7 protein-coding genes are annotated in these 20,252 nt (G+C 69.7%); 2 read left to right on the top strand and 5 right to left on the bottom strand.

Annotation, left to right across the window (positions count from 1 at the left end):
* Positions 1-10,272, bottom strand: a 10,272-nt coding sequence (locus tag ABT061_RS46405; protein ID WP_502991634.1) for a type I polyketide synthase, incomplete at its 3' end; no start/stop codon positions are given.
* Positions 10,273-10,789: 517 nt separating this feature from the next.
* Between ABT061_RS46405 and ABT061_RS46400 the strand changes: the two genes are divergently transcribed.
* Positions 10,790-11,866 carry a DegT/DnrJ/EryC1/StrS family aminotransferase gene (locus tag ABT061_RS46400; RefSeq protein ID WP_350930104.1) on the top strand — a complete coding sequence of 359 codons (1,077 nt, stop codon included), beginning with the start codon at positions 10,790-10,792 and terminating at the stop codon, positions 11,864-11,866.
* Positions 11,867-11,940: 74 nt separating this feature from the next.
* Here ABT061_RS46400 and ABT061_RS46395 read toward each other — a convergent pair whose 3' ends face one another.
* The 3 genes from ABT061_RS46395 to asnB form a co-directional block, all read right to left on the bottom strand.
* Positions 11,941-13,488 carry a glycosyltransferase family 39 protein gene (locus ABT061_RS46395; protein ID WP_350930103.1) on the bottom strand — a complete coding sequence of 516 codons (1,548 nt, stop codon included), beginning with the start codon at positions 13,486-13,488 and terminating at the stop codon, positions 11,941-11,943.
* 307 nt (positions 13,489-13,795) lie between these two features.
* Positions 13,796-14,494, bottom strand: coding sequence for a thioesterase II family protein (locus tag ABT061_RS46390; protein ID WP_350930102.1), 699 nt, complete (start codon positions 14,492-14,494; stop codon positions 13,796-13,798).
* 428 nt (positions 14,495-14,922) lie between these two features.
* Positions 14,923-16,767, bottom strand: a complete 1,845-nt coding sequence (gene asnB / locus ABT061_RS46385; protein ID WP_350930101.1) for an asparagine synthase (glutamine-hydrolyzing) — start codon at positions 16,765-16,767, stop codon at positions 14,923-14,925.
* Between the two features lie 740 nt (positions 16,768-17,507).
* On the opposite strand from asnB, the gene ABT061_RS46380 reads away from it, so the two are divergent.
* Positions 17,508-18,743, top strand: coding sequence for a glycosyltransferase (locus ABT061_RS46380; RefSeq protein WP_350930100.1), 1,236 nt, complete (start codon positions 17,508-17,510; stop codon positions 18,741-18,743).
* Positions 18,744-19,232: 489 nt separating this feature from the next.
* On the opposite strand, the gene rfbB is transcribed toward ABT061_RS46380, so the two are convergent.
* Positions 19,233-20,198 (bottom strand): dTDP-glucose 4,6-dehydratase, encoded by a 966-nt coding sequence (gene rfbB / locus ABT061_RS46375; protein ID WP_350930099.1) that lies wholly within the window; start codon positions 20,196-20,198, stop codon positions 19,233-19,235.
* Between the last annotated feature and the right edge of the window lie 54 nt (positions 20,199-20,252).

Raw genomic sequence — 20,252 nt, 5'->3', positions numbered from 1 at the left:
CTTCAGGGACAACACCCCGGCCACATGCGCCGCGGTGATCTCCCCGATCGAATGACCGGCCAGCACATTCGGCCGCACTCCCCACGAGGACACCAGCCGAAACAGCGCCGTCTCCACCGCGAACAGGGCCGGCTGCGCCCACCCGGTCTGATCCAGCGACCCCGCCTCGGCCGACCCCGGCTCGGCGAACAGCACCTCCCGCAGCGACCCGCCCAGCAACGGGTCCAGCTCCGCGATCACTGCGTCCAACGCATCAGCGAACACCGGGAACCGGTCATACAACTCCCGGCCCATCCCCACCCGCTGGCTGCCCTGACCGGTGAACAGGAACGCGACCTTGGCCGCACCCCGCGCCGAACCGGTCACCACACCGGCGGCCGGCGCACCCTCGGCCACCGCGGCCAGGCCCCGCACCAACTCCGCACGCTCAGCACCCACCACCACCGCACGACGCTCGAACGCCGACCGCGTCGTGGCCAGCGACACCCCCACCTCGGCCAACCCCAGACCAGGCGAACCCTCCACATGCGACAGCAACCGGGCCGCCTGCGCCCGCAACGCCACCTCACTCCGCCCCGACACCACCCACGAAATCGCGCTACCACCAGACTCGCCATCAGCCTCGCCGACCCCGGCCTCCACCGGCGCCGGAGGCTGCTCCAAGATCACGTGGGCGTTGGTGCCGCTGATCCCGAACGACGACACCGCAGCCCGACGCGGACGGCTCGTCTCCGGCCACTCCATCGGCTCGGTCAGCAGCTCCACCGCCCCCGAGGCCCAGTCCACATGCGAGGACGGCTCGTCCACATGCAACGACTGCGGCACCACGCCCTCGCGCATCGCCATGACCATCTTGATCACACCCGCCACACCCGCGGCCGCCTGCGTGTGACCGATGTTCGACTTGATCGACCCCAGCAGCACCGGCCGATCCTCCGGCCGCTCCTGCCCATACGTCGCCAGCAGCGCTTGGGCCTCGATCGGGTCACCCAGCGTCGTCCCGGTCCCGTGACCCTCCACCACATCGACATCCGACGCCGACAGACCCGCCCCGGCCAGCGCCTGGCGGATCACCCGCTGCTGCGACGGACCGTTCGGCGCGGTCAACCCATTGGACGCCCCGTCCTGGTTGACCGCAGACCCGCGCACCACCGCCAGCACCTGGTGGCCGTTGCGGCGCGCGTCCGACAGCCGCTCCAGCACCAGCACACCCACACCCTCCGACCAGCCGACCCCGTCGGCGGACTCGGAGAACGCCTTGCACCGCCCGTCAGAGCTCAGGCCGCCCTGGCGGGAGAAGTCGATGAAGGTGTTCGGGGTGGACATCACCGTCACCCCACCGGCCAGCGCCAGCGAGCACTCGCCCGAGCGCAGCGCCTGCGCCGCCAGATGCAGCGCCACCAGTGACGACGAGCACGCGGTGTCCACCGTCACCGCCGGCCCCTCCAAGCCGAGGGTGTACGACACCCGGCCGGAGGTCACGCTGCCCGTGGTCCCGTTGACCACGATCCCCCGCAACTCCTCCGCCGCCCCGTCTCCCGTCGACGGGTAGTCGTGGTACATCATCCCGGCGAAGACGCCGGTCGGGCTGCCCTTGAGGGTGAGCGGGTCGATGCCCGCCCGTTCGACGGCCTCCCAGGAGGTCTCCAGCAGCAGCCGCTGCTGGACGTCGGTCGCCAGCGCCTCGCGCGGCGAGATCCCGAAGAAGCGCGGGTCGAACTCGGCCGCGTCGTACAGAAAGCCGCCCGCACGGGCGAAGGACGCCTCCGAAAGCTCCCAGCCTCGGTCGGCCGGGAAGTCCGAGATGGCGTCCCTGCCCTCGGTGACCAGCTCCCACAGCTGTTGCGGAGAGGTGACGCCGCCCGGATACCGGCAGGCCATGCCGACGATGACGATCGGGTCCCCGCCGAGCGGGGCCGCGACGGGCACGGGCAGGGGCGGCGCGGAGGTCGTCTCGGCGCCGTCGAGTTGCCCGCGGATGAAACCGGTCACCGCCACCGGGGTGGGCTGATCGAACACCAGCGTGGCGGGCAGCCGGATACCGGTCGCCTCGATCAGCCGGTTACGCAGTTCCACGGAGGTGAGGGAGTCGAGGCCGAGGTCCTGGAAGGTCATGTCCGGTGAGATCGCGTTCGCCGAGGCATGCCCCAGCACGGCGGCCACCTGCCCGAGCACCAGCGTGGACACCGCCTCGCCGAGTGCCTCTCCCGACAAGGCACCCAGTGCGCCGGAGGTGGCGGAGGTGGCGGCCGCCTGTCGCATGGGGGCGGGCACCAGAGCGCGGAAGAGCGCCGGGATGCGGCTTTGTGCCCGTAGTGCGGCCCGGTCCAGCCGCGCCGCCACCACCACCGGCTCCCGGCTCGTCATGGCGGCGTCGAGGAAGGCGAGTCCCTGCTCGGCGGCCAGTGGTCGCAGCCCGGCCCGGGCCATGCGCCGCATGTCGGTCTCGGTGAGGGCGCTGGTCATCCCGGCGTCCTGCTGCCACGGCCCCCACCCGATCGACAGGCCCGCCCGCCCCTGAGCGGCGCGCTGCCGTACCAGGGCGTCGAGGAAGGCGTTGGCCGCGGTGTAGCTCGCCTGGCCGCCGTTGCCGAGCGTCGCGAACACCGAGGAGAACACCACGAACGCGGTCAGGTCGAGGTCGCGGGTGAGCTCGTGCAGGTGCCAGGCGCCGTCCGCCTTCGGCCGCAGCACGGCGTCGATCCGCTCGGGTGTCAGCGCGCCGACCGGCCCGTCGTCGAGCACGCCGGCGGCGTGCACCACCCCGGTGAGCGGGTGCCGCGGGGCGATTGCGGCGATCAGCTCGGCCAGGGCATCGCGGTCGGACACGTCACAGGCGACGGCCGTGACCTCGGCGCCCTGGGCGGTCAGCTCCGCCACCAGTTCCGCGGCGCCCTCGGTGTCCGGGCCGCGACGGCCGACCAGCATCAGGTGACGTACGCCGTGCTCGGTCACCAGGTGGCGGGCGACGAGCGCGCCGATCCCGCCCAGACCGCCGGTGACGAGCACGGTGCCATCGGTATCCCGGAAGGTGGTCGGCGCCGGCGAGGCAGCACGGTCATCGTCGACTCCATCGTCGACTCCGATGAGCCGCGGCACCCGGGGCAGGCCATCGCGTATCGCGATCTGCGGCTCCGCGGAATCGAGCGCCGCGACCAGCGTCTCACCGCTCACCCGCTCGACATCAACATCAAGCAGGACGAACCGTCCCGGGTTCTCCGCCTGTGCCGAGCGCACCAGGCCCCAGACCGCCGCCGCGACGGGGTCGGGCACGGTCTCGGCATCGGTGGCCACCGCCCCGCGGGTCACGAAGATCACCGGGCCGTCGGCGTGCTCGTCGCGCCCGCTCTCCCGCAGCCGGGCCAGGACCGCCGAGGTCACCGACCGCACGGCGGCCGGAACGTCGTCCCCGGCCGGCACCGAGACCGGCATGAGCGTCACGTCCGCGGCCGGGTCCGGCTCACCCGTCAGGTCCGCCACCTGCCCGGCCGCGCGCAGGGCGGCGACCAGACCACATTCGTCGGAGCCGCGCACCGACCAGCGCCTGGCCGGACGATCCCCGCTCCCGGATTCCGGTGCGAGCGGCCAGTCCAGTCGCAGCAGCGGCCCACCGCCGGTGCGCGCCGTACGCTGCGGATCATTCGGCCGGAGCGCGAGGGAGCGCACCGAGGCGACCAGGCCGCCCTGGGCATCGGCCACGACCAGCGTGATCGCGTCCGTACCGGCCCCGTTCACCCGGACCCGGAGCCTTGAGGCGCCGGAGGCGTGCAGGGACACTCCGCTCCAGGCGAACGGCAGCAGTCCACCGCCCGCCTCGTCGAGCCCGGCGAGGGACGCCACGTGCAGCGCGGCGTCGAGCAGGGCCGGGTGCAGCCCGTACGAGCCCGCGTCGGCCGCGAGGTCCTCGGGCAGGGCGACCTCGGCGAACACCTCCCTGCCGGTACGCCAGGCGGCGCGCACCCCCTGGAACGCGGGGCCGTAGGAGAAGCCCACCCGCGCCCGCCGCTCGTAGAAGCCGTCGAGGTCCACCGCGACGGCGTCCGCGCGCGGCCACTCGTCCATGCCGGGGTCGGGGACGCCCGGCACGCCGGGGGTGAGCACACCGGTGGCGTGCCGAACCCACGGTGCGTCCGGCTCGTCCGCCGGCCGGGAGTACACGCCGATCGTCCGGCCACCGCCGTCGGTGGCGGCGCCGAGCGCCACCTGCAACTGGACACCACCCCGCTCGGGCAGCACGAGCGGCGCGGTGAGCGTGAGCTCCTCCACCAGGCCGCAACCGACCTCGGCGCCCGCCCGCACGGCCAGCTCGACGAAGGCCGTGCCGGGAAACAGCACCTGTCCGGCCACCACGTGGTCGCACAACCATGGATGCGCCGCCGTCGAGACCAGAGCGGTGAACAGGAATCCACCGGTGTCGGGCAGCTCCACGGCCGCGCCGAGCAGCGGGTGCCGCGGCCGGTCCAGCCCGGCGGAGGTGACATCGCCTACGGTCGCCGCAGGTTCGGACCAGTACCGCTCCCGCTGGAAGGCATACGTCGGCAGGTCCACCCGGCGAGCCGCCGTGGCGGAGAACAGCTCCGGCCACCGCACCGCCATCCCGTGCACGTACAGCCGGGCGGCCGCCGCCAGCGCCGCGGCCTCCTCGCCGCGGTCCTTACGCAGAACGGGGAAGGCGACCACCGGCTCGTCCGAGTCCTGGCGAGTCGAGAGGTTCTGGTGAACGAGCGCCGACAACCCGCCATCCGGACCGAGTTCCAGGAACACCTTGGCCCCCGCCGCCCCGGCGGCACGGATCGCCTCCGCGAAACGCACCGGACGCACGACGTGATCCACCCAGTACTGCGCCGAGCACAGGTAGGCGGCGTCGACCCTCTCGCCGGTCACGGTGGAGACGATCGCCGTCCTCGGCTCGTGGAAGGTCAGCCCCTCGGCGATCTGCCGGAACTCCGCCAGCATCGGCTCCATCAGCGGCGAGTGGAACGCGTGACTCACCCGCAGCCGGATGGTCCTGTCGAAGCGCGCGGCGACACGCAGGACGGCGTCCTCGGTTCCGGCGATCACGACGGACGACGGGCCGTTCACCGCGGCGATGACGACCCCGTCCTCCAGCACCGGCTCGACCTGCGCCCGGCCGGCCTGGACCGACACCATCGCCCCGCCCTCGGGCAGGCGCTGCATCAGCCGGCCCCGGGCCGCGACCAGCGCGCAGGCATCGTCCAGCGACAGCACACCGGCCACATGCGCGGCGGCGATCTCGCCGATCGAGTGCCCCACCAGAACATCCGGTGTCACGCCCCAGGACTCGACCAGGCGGAAGAGCGCCACCTCGATCGCGAAAAGCGCCGGCTGGGCGAACTCGGTGCGGTCCAGCGGCCCGGCGTCCGTGCCGAACATCACCTCACCCGGCGACCTCTCCAGCCTGTCGGCCAGCCGCGCGAACACCTCGTCCAGCGCGCGGGCGAAGACCGGGAACCGGGCGGCGAGCTCGCGGCCCATCCCGATCCGCTGCGCGCCCTGTCCCGCGAACAGCACCGCCAGCGAACCGGGCGCGCCGGCGACGCCACGTGCCACCTCGGCCGCGCCGTCACCGCCTGCCAGCAGCACCGCCCGGTGGGCGAACTCCGAGCGGGCTCTGACCAGCGAGTAGCCGACATCGGCCGGATCCGCCCCGGTCTCGGCCACGAAGGACGTCAGCCGATCGATCTGAGCATCGAGCGCGGCCTCGGTCTTACCGGAGACCACCCAGGGCACCACGACGGGCGCCGCACCCGGCGTCGTAGCGGGCTCGGAGGGCTCGGCCTGTTCGGACGGCTGCTCGACGATCACGTGCGCGTTGGTGCCGCTGATCCCGAACGACGACACACCGGCCCGGCGGGGCCGTCCGGTCTCCGGCCATCCGGCGCGCTCGGTCACCAGCCCGACCGCGCCGGCCGACCAGTCCACATGCGACGTGGGGGCGTTGACGTGCAACGTCCGCGGCACGATCCCCTGCCGCATGGCCATCACCATCTTGATCACGCCCGCGACACCCGCGGCCGCCTGGGTGTGACCGATGTTCGACTTGATCGACCCGAGCAGCAGCGGCCGGTCCCGATCCTGCCCGTACGTCGCCAGCAGGGCCTGGATCTCGATCGGGTCACCCAGCCTGGTGCCCGTACCGTGCGCCTCCACCACGTCCACGTCCGAGGGGGAGAGCCCGGCGCCGGCCAGGGCCTGCCGGATCACCCGCTGCTGGGAGACGCCGCTGGGAGCGGTCAGGCCGTTGGAGGCGCCGTCGGAGTTGACGGCCGATCCGCGGAGCACGGCGAGCACCCGGTGGCCGTTGCGCCGGGCGTCGGAAAGCCGTTCCAGCACCAGCACGCCCACGCCCTCGGCCCATCCCGTGCCGTCGGCCGCGTCGGCGAACGCCTTGCACCGCCCGTCCGGGGAGAGACCGCCCTGCTTGGCGAACTCCAGGAAGATGCCCGGCGTCGACATGACGGTGACCCCGCCCGCCAGCGCCAGCGAGCACTCCCCCGACCGCAGCCCCTGCGCGGCCAGATGCAGGCCGACCAGCGACGACGAGCACGCGGTGTCCACCGTGATCGCGGGACCCTCCAGCCCCAGGGTGTACGCCACCCGGCCGGACAGGACACTGGGCGAGGTGCCCGTCAGCGTGTACCCCTCGGCGTCACCGGACGCCTCGTGCATCCGGGCACCGTAGTCCTGCGCCATCGCGCCGAGATACACGCCGGTCCGGGTGCCGCCCAGCGACGACGGCGGGATCCCGGCCCGCTCCACCGCCTCCCAGGTCACCTCCAGCGCCAGCCGCTGCTGCGGATCCATCGCCAGCGCCTCACGCGGCGAGATCCCGAAGAACGCGGCGTCGAAGTCTCCCGCGCCGTGGAGGAAGCCTCCGGGATGGTCCGCGGCGAGGGCACCCATCCGCCAGCCACGGTCGGCGGGCAGCGCCGACACGGCGTCCACACCGGCGTCGACCAGCCGCCACAGGCTTTCCGGGGAGTCGATCCCGCCCGGGTAGCGACAGGCCATCCCGATGATCGCGATGGGCTCGTCGGCCGTCGGAGGAGAGACCACCGGTTCCGGGGGCAGGGGTCCGGAACCGGCGGCGGCTGTGGACCCCAGGAAGGCGGCGAGTCTCGCCGGCGTGGGGTGATCGAAGAGAGCGGTGGCGGTCAGCGCCGGCCCGGCGGCCGAATCAAGCCGGGTGGTGAGCTCGACGAGCATCGCGGAGTCGAAACCGAGCTCCTTGAAGGGCAGGCCGAGATCGATCCCATCGGGATCGTACGTCCCGAGAACCGCCGCGCACGCGTCGCGGACCAGGTCCAGCGGGCTGCCGGAGCCGGGCCGCCGAACGGCGTCCGGCCCGTCCGGCCCGTCCGGCCTGTCCGGTCTCCCATCGGCCGCCGGTGCCGATCCTGCCCGCGCCCGCGATCCCGCTTCCTCCCGCTCTCGTTCCGGGCCGGCCCCCTCCAGCCAGTGGCGGACACGCTGGAATGCGTACGTCGGCAACTCGACTCGGGACGCGGCGGGAAGGAACCTCTCCCAGCCGACCTCCACCCCGTTCGTGTAGAGCTCGGCGATCGAGGTCATCACGCGGGAGATCCCGGCGTTGTGCCTCTGGAGGGTGCAGACGGCCACCGCCGGGCGGCCGGCGATCCGCGCGCTCTCCTGGATACTGCCGACCAGTACCGGGTTCGGGCTCACCTCGATGAAGAGCCCGAACCCGTCGGCCAGCAGCCGCTCGACCGCGCCCTGGAAGTCGACCGGCCGGCGCAGGTTGCGGTACCAGTAGTCACCGTCGAGCTCCGCCGTGTCCAGCGGGGCGCCGGTCACCGTCGAGTAGAAGGGGATCTCCGAGCTGCGCGGCCGGATCGACGCCAGCAGCGGTGCCAGGCGCTCCTCGATCTGCTCGACGACGGAGGAGTGCGAGGCGTAGTCGATGTTGACCCGGCCCATCTGCACCGTGTCCGCCCACTCGGCCATCATCTCGGCCAGCGCCTCGTTGTCCCCGGACACCACCACGGAGGACGGGCTGTTCACGGCGCCGATGGACAGGCGGCCCGCCCAGCGTGCCAGCCGGTCCGCCACGACCTCCGGAGGGAGTCCCACCGAGACCATGCCGCTTCTGCCGGAGAGGACCTCGGTGATCAGCTTCGATCTGGCGGTCACCAGCCAGGCGCCGTCCTCCAGCGACAGCGCGCCCGCGACACACGCGGCGGCGACCTCCCCCTGCGAGTGGCCCACCACCGCGGCCGGTTCCACGCCATACGACCGCCACAGCGCCGCCAGGGAGACCATGATCGCCCACAGCACCGGCTGGATCACGTCGGCGCGTTCCCTGGGCGGGCTGCCGGGTTCCCCCCGCACGACGCCCGTCAGCGACCAGTCGACGAACGGCGCCAGCGCCGCCTCGCATTCCGCCATGGCTGCGGCGAAGGCCGGCGACGAGTCGAGCAGCTCCGCCCCCATCCCGGCCCACTGCGATCCCTGGCCGGGAAAGACGAAGACCTGCTGGCCGGGGCGTTGCCATACGCGGGCCAGCGGCGTGGTGTGCTGACCGAGCCCGAAGACCAGCCGCATCTGATCGAGGCGCTCCACCCGGTCGGAGAGCACGCCGCCGGAGCTGGGATCGACGTCGGTCCTGCCGCGCACCAGCCCTGACGCGAAGCGCCCTTCCGACAGCGCGTCCAGCCCGTGGAGCAGTTGCTCGCGTCCGTCCCCGATGACGACCGCTCGATGGCGCAGGCCGGCCCGCGTCGTCGCCAGCGAGAAGGCCACGTCGCCGGTCGAGAGGTCCTCCCGTTCCCTGACGTGGCGGGCGAGCCGGGCCGCCTGTGCCCGCAGCGCGCTCTCGGTGTGGCCGGACAGCGGCCAGGACACCGGTGACGACGTCTCCGGCTCGGGCCGTTCCTCGATGCCCTCGGGTACGGCGACCCCACCCCCGGTCACCGGGACAGGGCGGGTGCGCTCCGGGGCGGAGGTCAGCACGACATGGCAGTTGGTGCCGCCGATGCCGAACGACGAGACACCCGCGACGATCCGGTCGTCACCGTCGCCATCACCGTGGCTCACCGGCCACGGCGTCGGAGCCCCCACCACACGCAGGTTCCACTCGTCGAAGCGGATCGCGGGGTTCGGCCGCTCGAAGTTCAGGCTCGGCGGCAGCAGCCGGTGCTCGATGGCCAGCACGGTCTTGAGCAGCCCGACGATGCCGGCGGCGCCCTCCAGATGGCCGACGTTGGTCTTGGCCGATCCCACCCACAGCGGCGCGTCCGAGCGGCCCGCGCCGTGCACCGCGCCGAGCGCGGTGGCCTCGATGGGATCGCCCACCCTGGTGCCGGTGCCGTGCAGCTCGACGTAGCCGACGCTCGCCGGGTCCACGCCTGCGCGCCGATATGCCGACCGCAGCACCCGTTCCTGTGCCCGGGAGCTCGGGGTGGTGAGCGCCTCACCGGAACCGTCGTTGTTGACCGCGCTGCCTGCGATGACGCAGTACACGTGGTCGCCGTCCGCGAGGGCACGCGACAGCGGCTTGAGAAGGACGACGGCGCCGCCCTCGCCGCGGACGTAACCGTTCGCCCGCGCGTCGAAGGTGAAGCACCTGCCGTCCGGGGAGAGCGCGCCGAGCTCCGCGGCCGCCAGGGCGCTCTCCGCGGCGAGGTTGAGCTGGACCCCACCCGCGAGGGCCATGCTGGACTCGCCACTGCGGATGCTCTCACAGGCGAGGTGCACCGCCACCAGCGATGACGACTGGCCCGTGTCCACGGCCATGCTCGGGCCGGTCAGAGCGAGGAAGTGCGACACCCGGTTGGCGAGGATGCTGCGGTTGACGCCCGTGAGCGAGTGATGGCCGATTCCCGCCGCGCCGCTCTGGCGGCTCAGCAACGCGTAATCGTCGGCCATCGCACCGATGAACACGCCGACATCGGTGCCGCGGAGGGGAGCGGGCGCGATACGCGCGTTCTCCAGAGCCTCCCAGCCGAGCTCCAGCATCAGCCGTTGCTGGGGATCCATCGCGCGGGCCTCACGGGGTGAGATCGCGAAGAACCCGGCGTCGAACCGGTCGATCCCGTCCAGGAACGCGCCGTGCGCGCCGGAACCGAACTCCGTATCCGCGCTCCAGCGGCCGGGCGGCACCGTGGACACGGCGCTCACGCCGTCGCGCAGTAGCCGCCAGAACTCCGCCGGACCTGGCGCGGAGGGCAACCGGCAGGACACTCCGACGATCGCGATGCGATCGTCATCCGTGCCGGAGTCATGGCCAGGCATGAACTCGGATCGATTCACGCGCCGCTCCCCATACACGTCGTAATGCCGACATGCGGAAACTCGATCCACCGCCCGGCAAGGGCGGGCGCTCGAATCGCCACATCCGGCTCGTGGCCTCACGGCCAGCACGAACTATGCCGAGCGCACGCTGCGCGTTTCACTAGTTGTGCGGCGCCGCAGGTCAGGCAGCGCGAAAAAGACGGTGTGAAAAGACGGCGCGCGCGTGATTGTGACCCGGCGACGCGGAAGGAGTCGCCTCCGGTGCCTCACCAGGCCAGGCGTCCCACCGGCCACGCCCCCGGCCCTGTTCGCCACGATGACCTGAGCCGACCCGGTCTCGTGCCCCGTGGCGCGCGGATCCTAGTGTTTTCACGAGTGCCGCCCGGGTTCTTCTGTAGTTGACCCGGCGCGTGTCCGGAGGGTCCCGCGTCGCGGCGCGGCGGGGAAGGCGGGACTTTCCGAGCGCCTCTTGTCACCCCGTGCCGACGAGCCGGCTGGCTGATGAGTGAGGAACTCCATGACGTTCGAATATCAGGTGTCAAAGCCGTACCTCGCAGGACGGGAACTGGAGTACCTCACCGAGGCCGTCCGCTCCGGCTGGATATCCTCGCAGGGCCCCTTCGTCAGGCGCTTCGAGGAGGAGTTCGCCCAGTACAACGGCGTCGCGTACGGCGTCGCGTGCTCCTCGGGCACGACCGCTCTCACCCTCGCGCTGCGGGCGCTCGGAGTCGGCCCCGGCGACGAGGTCCTGGTGCCCGAGTTCACCATGGTCGCCACCGCGTGGGCGGTCACCTACACCGGCGCGGTGCCGGTGTTCGTGGACTGCGCCGACGACCTCAACATCGACGTCTCGCTGATCGAGTCTCGGATCACCCCTCGTACCAAGGTCATCATGCCGGTGCACGTCTACGGCCGGCGGTGTGACATGGACGCGATCATGAAGCTCGCGCACGAGTACAACCTGAGAGTGGTGGAGGATTCGGCGGAGGCGCACGGTGTGCGCCCGGTGGGTGACATCGCGTGCTTCTCGCTGTTCGCCAACAAGATCATCACTGCCGGTGAGGGGGGTGTCTGCGTCACGAACAGCGAGCAGCTCGCCCAGCAGATGGCCCACCTGCGCAGCATGGCCTTCAGTAAGGAACACGACTTCATCCACAAGAAGCTGGCCTACAACTTCCGCATGACCAACATGCAGGCCGCGGTCGCCCTGGCCCAGCTGGAGCAGATCGACGAGATACTCGCCATCCGCAAGCGGATCGAGAACCACTACGACAGCGGGCTCGACGGCATCGACGGGATCACCGTCATGCCGCCCCGCGACGTCCTGTGGATGTACGACATCCGGGCGGAGCGGCGGGAGGAGCTGCGGGAGTTCCTGACCGACGCGGGGATCGAGACCCGGCCGTTCTTCCAGCCCATGAGCCGCCAGCCGATGTACTTCAACCCCGACTGGCCGGCGCTGAACGCCGCCCGCTTCGCGGCCGACGGTCTCTATCTGCCCACCGACCCCGGGCTGACCGAGTCCGACCAGGACCGGGTGATCGGGAAGGTACGCGAGTTCTACCTGACGGGTCAGGCCACGCGGCGCATGTGACCCTTCGGCGGCCTGACCGGTCGGACCCTCTCGCGTCCCCGGTCAGTACGCCTCCGCTCTACCCGCCAGTCGCTTCAGATGGCCGTCCGCCGGAACTCCGGCCACAGCTCCGGCCACGAGGCCCGCGGATCACGGCACCGCCAGATGGGCGTGCCGGCTTCCAGGCCAAGGCCGGTGTCCACGGTGGCCACCTGCTGTACGTCGCCGAAGTACGTTCGCAGCCGCTCGCCCTCATCGCCGACGTACAGCACCGTGCCGGCCCCCTGGGGGGGCATGCCGAAGTACCAGTAGCCACGGCTGCCGCTGTACGGCTTCGGCAGCCCCCGCTCGCCGCCGTAGAACTCGATGGCGGCGGCCTGCCAGTAGACGCTGGTGATCACTACGGCGTTCCGCCGTTCGTCCGGCGGCAGTGTCCGGTACGCCCGGCCGACCGTGTCGGTGAACTCCGGCCAGCCGAACTGGCCGATCGTGATGATATTGACCCCGAGGTTCTCGCCGGCCCTGGGCTGTTGCACCCAGGCCCCGGGCAGGACCGGTAGCCAGTAGAGGGCCGGCAGCACCGACAGCGCGAAGACCGGCCAGGTGGGCACCCAACGCCACCAGCGCGCCGGCCGGCGCCGCTGCAGTTCGACCGCGGCCACGGACCACAGCACCGGGAACAGCCCGGTCACGTAGTACCACCGGCCACCGGCCAGCCAGAAGATCAGGATCACCGCGACGGCGGCCACGCCGTAGAACCGGTAGGGCCCAAGCAGTGTGGACCGCAGGAGCCGCCACAGGCCGTACCAGGCCAGCACGGCCCCGATCAGCAGACCGGGCTGGACGAGCACGAGCGGGAGGAACGACGCGCGGCCGCCGTTCAGGCTCCCCTCCGCGGACACCGTCTGGACCATCTCGAACTGCGGCCATCCGTTGCCGGCCTGCCAGGCCAGCCCGGGGAGCATCGTCAGCAGGGTGATCGCGGCACCGGCCCACAGCAGCGGCCTGCGCAGCAGGTCCCGTGGTCCCACCGCGAGCGCGGCGGCTCCCAGCGCCAGCCACAGCACCGGGATCAGGAACTTGACCTGCAGGGCGACGGCCGTGGCGACGCCCGCCCACAGCAGCGGGCGGTCGTCCTGCCGCCCCTCCTCCCGCAACCGAACCCAGCGGACCACCAGCCATGAGACCACCGCCCACAGGAACGCGTCGAAGGCGTTCGTGGCCAGGAGGTGACCGTTGACGACCATGCCGATGGCGGACACCGCGGCGGTCATCACCTGCGCCCGGCGCCGGCCGCCCAGTTCCCTGGCGATCTGGGTGGCGACGACGACCCCCAACGCCGTGAGCACCGTCGCCGGAAGTCGCAGCGCGACAAGGGATCCGGGAAAGAGCGTGTCCATCACGTGTGCGATCAGCGGCAGCAACGGCGGCTGATCGGCGTAACCCCAGTTCAGATGCCCGCCGGCCGCAACGAAGTACAGCTCATCGGCGAAGTAGCCGTATCGGCCGCTCGTCACCAGCAGCAGCACCGCGACCGCTCCGGCGATGACCGACACGGGACCCCATGCCAGAGGTGCGATGGTGCCCTCCGGTGCGGCGGCCGCCACAGTCGCCTCCGGCGCCTTCACGACAGGCTCGTTCATCCGTCATCCACCCTCACGTAGGCTGTGGCCGCCGATCACGGCGCCGTCGGTCCCCGCACGGGAACGTTCACGTCGAGGACGGTTCCCTCGATCCAGGGGCCGGCCGCGTCAGGAGCACCGGGTCGCCGCCGGCGCCCTCCCGCATCCGCGACCGGTGCCGGTGCCGCAGCACGTTCACCGGCGTGGCGATCGCCTCCTGAGCCAGGCTCTCCCGGGTCGAGACGGAGAAGGCTCCGTTGAAGATCCGGCCGGTCTGCTCAAGCCGCGACGTCGGCGGCTTGAGGTCGGCCGTGTCGCATGTCTCGCGCTACGCCCCGAGTTCCAGGGCGATCTCCTCGTTCACCGCCCGCTGATGCCGGGTGAGGAAGAAATGACCCCCGGAAAACACCCTCATACGGAAACGCCCCGAGGTGTGCCGGCTCCAGACCTCCGCCTCCTCGACCGTCGTCCTCGGATCGGCATCCCCGGTCAGCACGGTGATCGAACCACCCATGCTCTGCTCCGGATCCCCACGGTAGGTCTCGATCGCACGATAATCACCCCGCAGCGCGGGCAACGCCATCCGCAGGATCTCCTCATCACCGAGCAACCCGGCATCCGTACCGTTCAGCAGCTTGAGCTCGGCGATGATGCCATCGTCATCACGCCGATGCACCGACTCATCCCGCACAGTGGACGGCCCGCGACGCCCCGAGGCGATCAACGTGTGCGGCGCGCCGACACCCTTGCGCTCAAGCCGGCAGGCCACCTCAAAACCGATCACCGACCCCATACTGTGCCCGAAGAAGACCGTCGGCTTCTCCGACAACGTGATCAGCTCATCGACGATCCGATCCGCCAGGACGCCGATGTCGGTGATACACGGCTCCCGCAACCGATCCTGCCGCCCGGGATACTGGATCGCCACCACATCGGCACCCGGCGAGAACCTGGCCGAGACCGGACGAAAGAAACTCGCCGACCCACCCGCGTGCGGAAAGCACACCAGGCGCTTACCCGCCCCCACTACCGGATGATAACGACGGACCCATACGGTGCTGACGTCGTCCGCGGTACTCACGATCTGTTGACCCCCTCATCGCGCCGAATGCCACTCCGACCAGTGAACCCCGGCAACGACTCGCAAAATCACTAGAAGCCGGTACTCCGGCCGCACATCGGGATCTCCATTGAAGTCGCCGTCCCGCCATACGTCCGGTTCGACGCCGTCGACCAGATCGACCCGCCACGGGTCGGCCGGCGTACCGGACCCCGGCGCCGGGGTGACCGGCGCGCCCGTGACCAGTGCGCGCAACCGGCCGCGGGCGTTCAGGGGAGGGGCGGACGGGCCAGGTCAGGATCGCCTTGATGTTCATGGTGCCCGAGTCGGCGTTGCCCGGACCGCCACCTTGAAGGTTCATTCTCCAGAGTGGCGGACGACCCACGGCAGAGTGGTCAGGACAGGGCGAACTCGGGCGAGTAGATGTCAAGCCAATAGTACATGTCAATTATTTTGTCCAGGAGGAGCTTCTCCCCGTGCGATATCTTCGACGAGTCCATCTCGACCGCATACTTCAGCCATTCTCGGTTGAACAGCGTGAACAGCGGGCTATGGACGTCCGCCAGCACCTCTTTGCCCTGAATTTGCAGGGCGCTCGAGTAGCGAATGTCATGCATCATTGTCGGGTAACCGCTCTTCACCCGATTGGCCACCGATGGCGGAAGCAGGTCCTTTACCGCGTGCCTCAGCAGGCTCTTCTCCCTGCCGTCAAACGACTTGAGCTTCCACGGCGTGTTGTAGACATACTCGACGAGACGGTGATCACAGTACGGAACCCGCACCTCAAGGCCGACCGCCATAGAGAGGCGGTCCTTACGATCGAGCAGCATCCGCAGGAACCGGGTCAGGTGCATGTGGAATATGACGCGCATCTGACGCTCGACACGCGACGCGCTGTCGAGGTGCTCGACAGCCGCCACCGCCGCCGAATACTGGTCCCCCAGGTAGCTTTCCAATCCCATGGCCGCCAGCGCTTCCGCCGTGAAAGGCATGACGGTGTGGGTGCTGGGCTGCGCGCCGAGTACCGCCGCCATCCAGGGAAAGATGGGAAGTTCGCGAAGGTCGTTGTGGAACCATTGGTAGCCGCCGAAGTTCTCGTCCGCCGCCTCGCCGGACAGGGCCACCGTCGACTCATTGCGTATTTCTCGAAACAGCCGGTACATTGAGATATCTGATTCACCGAACGCATTCGGTGTGTCCCGTGCCGTGATCACGGCACGGCGAATGGCCGGATCGGACAGATCTTCCGCGTTCAGCACCACCTGCCGGTGTACCGGCCTGATCAGGTCGACCATATCCTTGACGAACGGCGCATCCGGGGTGGTCCGAAACACATCTGCTCTGAAGCGATCGACGTGATCGACGAAGTCGACCGAGAATGTACGTAGCCGTTCACCGTCCGCGGCCAGCTTGGGCGACGCGAGACTGGCGATCGCGCTGGAATCCAGCCCACCGGAGAGCAGAACGCACTGGGGCACGTCGGAGATCAACTGTCGGCCGACGGTGTCGCTGAGCAACTGCCGCACTCGTTCGATCGTGCTCTTCTGGTTATCGGTGTGCGGCGCCGTCTGGAGCCTCCAGTACGTCCTGTTGCGGATTCCGCTCGCGTTGACAGTGACGACCGTACCCGGCTCGACCTCGTACATCCCTTTCCAAATCGCCTGCCCCTGCCCGATGCCGGTCACCGCCGTGCGTATCCCGTCGATGTCGACTGCCTTGCGAGCGAGAGGGTTGGCCAGAATCGCCTTTGGTTCCGATCCGAACAGCACACCGTCGCGGGTCGGGTAGTAGTAGAGCGGCTTCACCCCCAGCCGGTCGCGGATCATGACAAGCTTCTGATCACGGGTATCCCAGATGGCGAATGCGAACATCCCGTTGAGGTGGTCGGCGACGCTTTCACCCCATTCGAGATAACCGTGCAACACGACCTCGGTGTCGCTCGCGGTACGGAACCGGTGCCCTCGGGCCTGCAGTTCCCTGCGCAGTTCGATGAAGTTGTAGGTCTCGCCGCTGTACACCAGGACCACCGGACCGTTCGGCGTGGCGAACTCCATCGGTTGCACGCCACCGTCCAGGTCGATGACCGCCAGCCTTCGGTGACCGAGCGCGGCATGCCGTTGCAGCCACGTTCCGGAGGCGTCGGGCCCGCGCAGCGCCATGGTGACGGTCATCGCGTCAATCGTGGCCTGCTGTTCGGTCAGGTCCGCGTCATAGGACACCCAGCCCGTGATCCCACACATAACCGGTCCTCTCCTTGTCTGTCACAGAAATCGACCACGGCTCTCGTGAGTGCTCTGCTCGGTTAGATCCCAACAGAGCACTCATGAAGGTTGAGGGATCTGCCGCAGACCTGGCCTTCCGCCGGGAGGCGGCCGGCACCCGGCACTCACCTATCGATTGGGGCTTGGACGACATCCGGGGAGATGTCATCGCCCACCTCCGCCCTGGTAACTGCAGGCGCCGGCCCTGACGCCCTGCTGAAACCTGATGTTATGGACACTTTTCTAGGAAAACGCCTAGTCGGGTTTGGTCAGGGCGGGGATGAGTTGGGCGTGTTTGGGTAACGCTCGGCGGCAGGTGGGGCGAATCCCGGCCCGGCAGGCCGGCGGCAACTGAAACCCGGTAGGTGCTCAAGCCCCGGCCGGTGCTTATGGAGGTCACGGACGCGCGACCGAGAAGCCAAGGCTGTCAGGGCCGCCTTCCCGATGCCCGGAGCCAAGGTGGATCCGGGCTTCCGATGAGGAACGCCGCACCGGACTCCCTTGTGCGGCGGCGAAGACCCGCACGTCACCCGCATCGGCGCCGTGATTCTAATGATTTCCGGGAATCGGTCGCACCAGGATGTGCCGGACAGGCAAGCAAGATCGCTGCTCGGATCCGTCACACATGTCACTTCGGCAGCCGATCCAGGGAGGCAATCAAGAGTGAGCCCAACTCCGACCGCCGCTGATCCGACCCTCGACTGTCCGGCTTTGATGCGATGCGTGTCCTCATAGTAACCGTCGGCTCGGAGGGGGACCTCCAGCCTTTTCTTGCCCTCGGAAAGCGTCTGCTCGCGGAGGGCCACGACGTCAAGCTCTCGGCCTCCGACGGTTACGCAGCGCGCGCCGACGCTGTCGGTGTTCCCTTCGTCGGCAGGCCGACTTGGAACGAGACGGAATTCCAGGCGAACTACACCCGTATTCTCAACGAGAAGAACAAGCTGCGACAACTGACGGTTGTGATCGAATTCCTGTCGCAGGAGCAGCGTGCCGCGGTACCGCAGCTGATGGCGCTGGCCCGTGAGGCCGACGTCGTCATCAACTCACCGCTGGCCATCGGCGCGGTCGCCGCGGCGCGCGCGGTCGGCACGCCCCAGGTGAGCGTGCACCACACCTGGCCACTGCACCGGGCGCGCGGGCATGGCCCGAACAATATCGATTTCGGGCCCGTCGGCAACGCCCTCGCATGGTCGGTCGTTGGCGGGGGGGTCAGGCTCGCGACCGACAAACTGTTCAACCCTGTCGTCGCCGCAGCCGGCCTTCCGCCCTGGCGCGACGTTCTCTTCGACGCGAGCCATTCGCGCCTGCTCAACCTCATCGCCATCAGCCCGAGCATCCTCAAGCACGATCCGCTCTTCGAGTCCACCTACCGCACCACGGGATACTGGTTTCTCGAGGAACCGGAGTACGTACCCCCGGACGACCTCGCGGCGTTCATCGCCGACGAGCCGCCGGTGGTGATCGGCTTTGGCTCGAACAACGGGTTCGACGCCCGTGCGGTCACAGAGCAGCTGCTTAAGGCGGTTCGCGGCCTGGACCGGCGTGTCGTCCTGCAATCCGGCTGGGCGGGGCTCGGAGACCAGGAGCTGCCGCCCAACATCTTTCTGGCGGACTTCGTCCCGCACGGGTGGCTCTATGCCCGCGCCGCGTGCGTCGTCCATCACGGGGGGGCCGGGACGACCGCGGCGGCGTTCCGGGCCGGTATCCCACAGGCGGTCGTGTGGCTTCAAGGTGATCAGCTCCACTGGGGAAGGAGAATCGCGCAGCTCGGCGTCGGGCCCCCGCCTCGTCACCACCACGCCCTCAAGGCCGGCTGGTTGCGAGGCACGCTCAATCGCCTGCTCACCGACAGCGGTATGGCCACCCGCGCTCGGGCACTCGGTGCCGCGATCCGTAAGGAGGACGGGACGGGGATGGCGGTTCGCGCGATCGAGGAGGTGTTCGTGGCCAGGTAGAAGTGGCTCCGGTCACAGCGCGGTGGGCCCGCCGGTATGGCCGCCCGGTCCGCTATGACCGGATCCCGATGAAGATCCTGCGGGCGGTCTTCGCCGACAGCGCGCCAGGAGCACCGGTATCGCAGCAGGTGTGGGTCCGGCGGTACCGAACCGACACGGACGGCGACCTGGCGCGGCGGGCTCCCGACTTCAGCCGGGACCGGCGGACCCGTCATGGTCACCCCCGCCGATCCACCACCACTGCCCCGGAGAGGGGCCAGGACGTCGATGCCGTCCACGCCGAACACGAAAACCGTACGGCGAGGCGCATGACCTCGCGCGATCGCGTTGTCGACCCGCGGTCACGGGTCGCGGTGCAGAGGTACTGACCGAAATCACCGAGAGTACCCGCATGTCCCCGTACGGCGGGCCGTCAGAAATCGCATCACCGCGCGGGATGGCTCCGCACGCCAACCCGCGAACCGTCACCGGGACTTCCGGCCGCGACCACTACGCGTCAAGAGCCACCCACCAGGATCGGTTCTCCCGGTACCAGGTGATGGTGCCCGCGAGGCCTTCCCTGAAATCAATCATGGGTTCGAACCCGATCTCCTCGGTGATCTTCCTGTGGTCGATCGAGTACCGGTGGTCCTGAGCCCGCCGGTCTGCCACATAGCGGACCCGGTCCCAATCGGCCCCGGCCAGTTCGAGCAGAAGGCCGGTCAGCTCACGGTTGGTGAGTTCTATCCCGCCGCCGATGTTGTAGATCTCGCCGGCGCGACCCTTGTCAAGGACCATGGAAATGCCGCGGCAGTGGTCGTCGACGTGCAGCCATTCGCGGATGGCGCCGCCGTCGCCGTGCAGCGTGAGGTCGCGCCCCTGGAGCAGACGGGTGACGAAACGGGGAATGATCTTCTCCGGATGCTGCCGGGGTCCATAGTTGTTGGAGCATCGGGTGATCGACAAGTCCAGGCCGTAAGTGCGCCAGTGCGATCGGGCGAGGCAATCGCTGGCCGCCTTCGACGCCGAGTACGGGTTGTTGGGCTCGAGCCGAAACCGTTCCGTCCATGATCCCTGCTCGATCGACCCGTACACCTCGTCGGTGGACACGTGCACGACGCGCTGGATTCCACTCGTCCCGCATTGTTCGAGAAGGCGGTGGGTGCCCATCACATTGGCCCACACGAACGGGTCCGCGTCGTCCACCGCCCTGTCGACATGCGACTCGGCAGCGAAATGCACGACTCCGTCGTGTCCGGGCAGAAGATCGGCCAGCAGCTCCCGATCGCAGATGTCACCACGCACGAAGGTCAACTTCGGATGTGCCTCGGGCAGGTTCTCCCTCCTGCCGGCGTAGGTCAACTTGTCCAGAACGGTGACTCGGGTGTCCTCATGGCCGGGATATCGGCCGTCCAACATTGACCGTACGAAATGGGATCCGATGAACCCAGCTCCGCCAGTGACCAGGATTCGCATCTGATACTCCTTCATCCGCGTTACCTGCCTCGCCTCTGGCGGACAACTCGGACG

The organism is Streptosporangium sp. NPDC002544, assembly GCF_040295965.1.
GTDB lineage: Bacteria > Actinomycetota > Actinomycetes > Streptosporangiales > Streptosporangiaceae > Streptosporangium.
This window is presented reverse-complemented; position numbering and strand designations above follow the sequence as displayed.

Coding starts and splice junctions, on each gene's coding strand:
- ABT061_RS46400 (WP_350930104.1), top strand. CDS start 10,790: ATGACGTTCGAATATCAGGTGTCAAAGCCGTACCTCGCAGGACGGGAA.
- ABT061_RS46395 (WP_350930103.1), bottom strand. CDS start 13,488: ATGAACGAGCCTGTCGTGAAGGCGCCGGAGGCGACTGTGGCGGCCGCC.
- asnB (WP_350930101.1), bottom strand. CDS start 16,767: ATGTGTGGGATCACGGGCTGGGTGTCCTATGACGCGGACCTGACCGAA.
- ABT061_RS46380 (WP_350930100.1), top strand. CDS start 17,508: ATGCGTGTCCTCATAGTAACCGTCGGCTCGGAGGGGGACCTCCAGCCT.
- rfbB (WP_350930099.1), bottom strand. CDS start 20,198: ATGCGAATCCTGGTCACTGGCGGAGCTGGGTTCATCGGATCCCATTTC.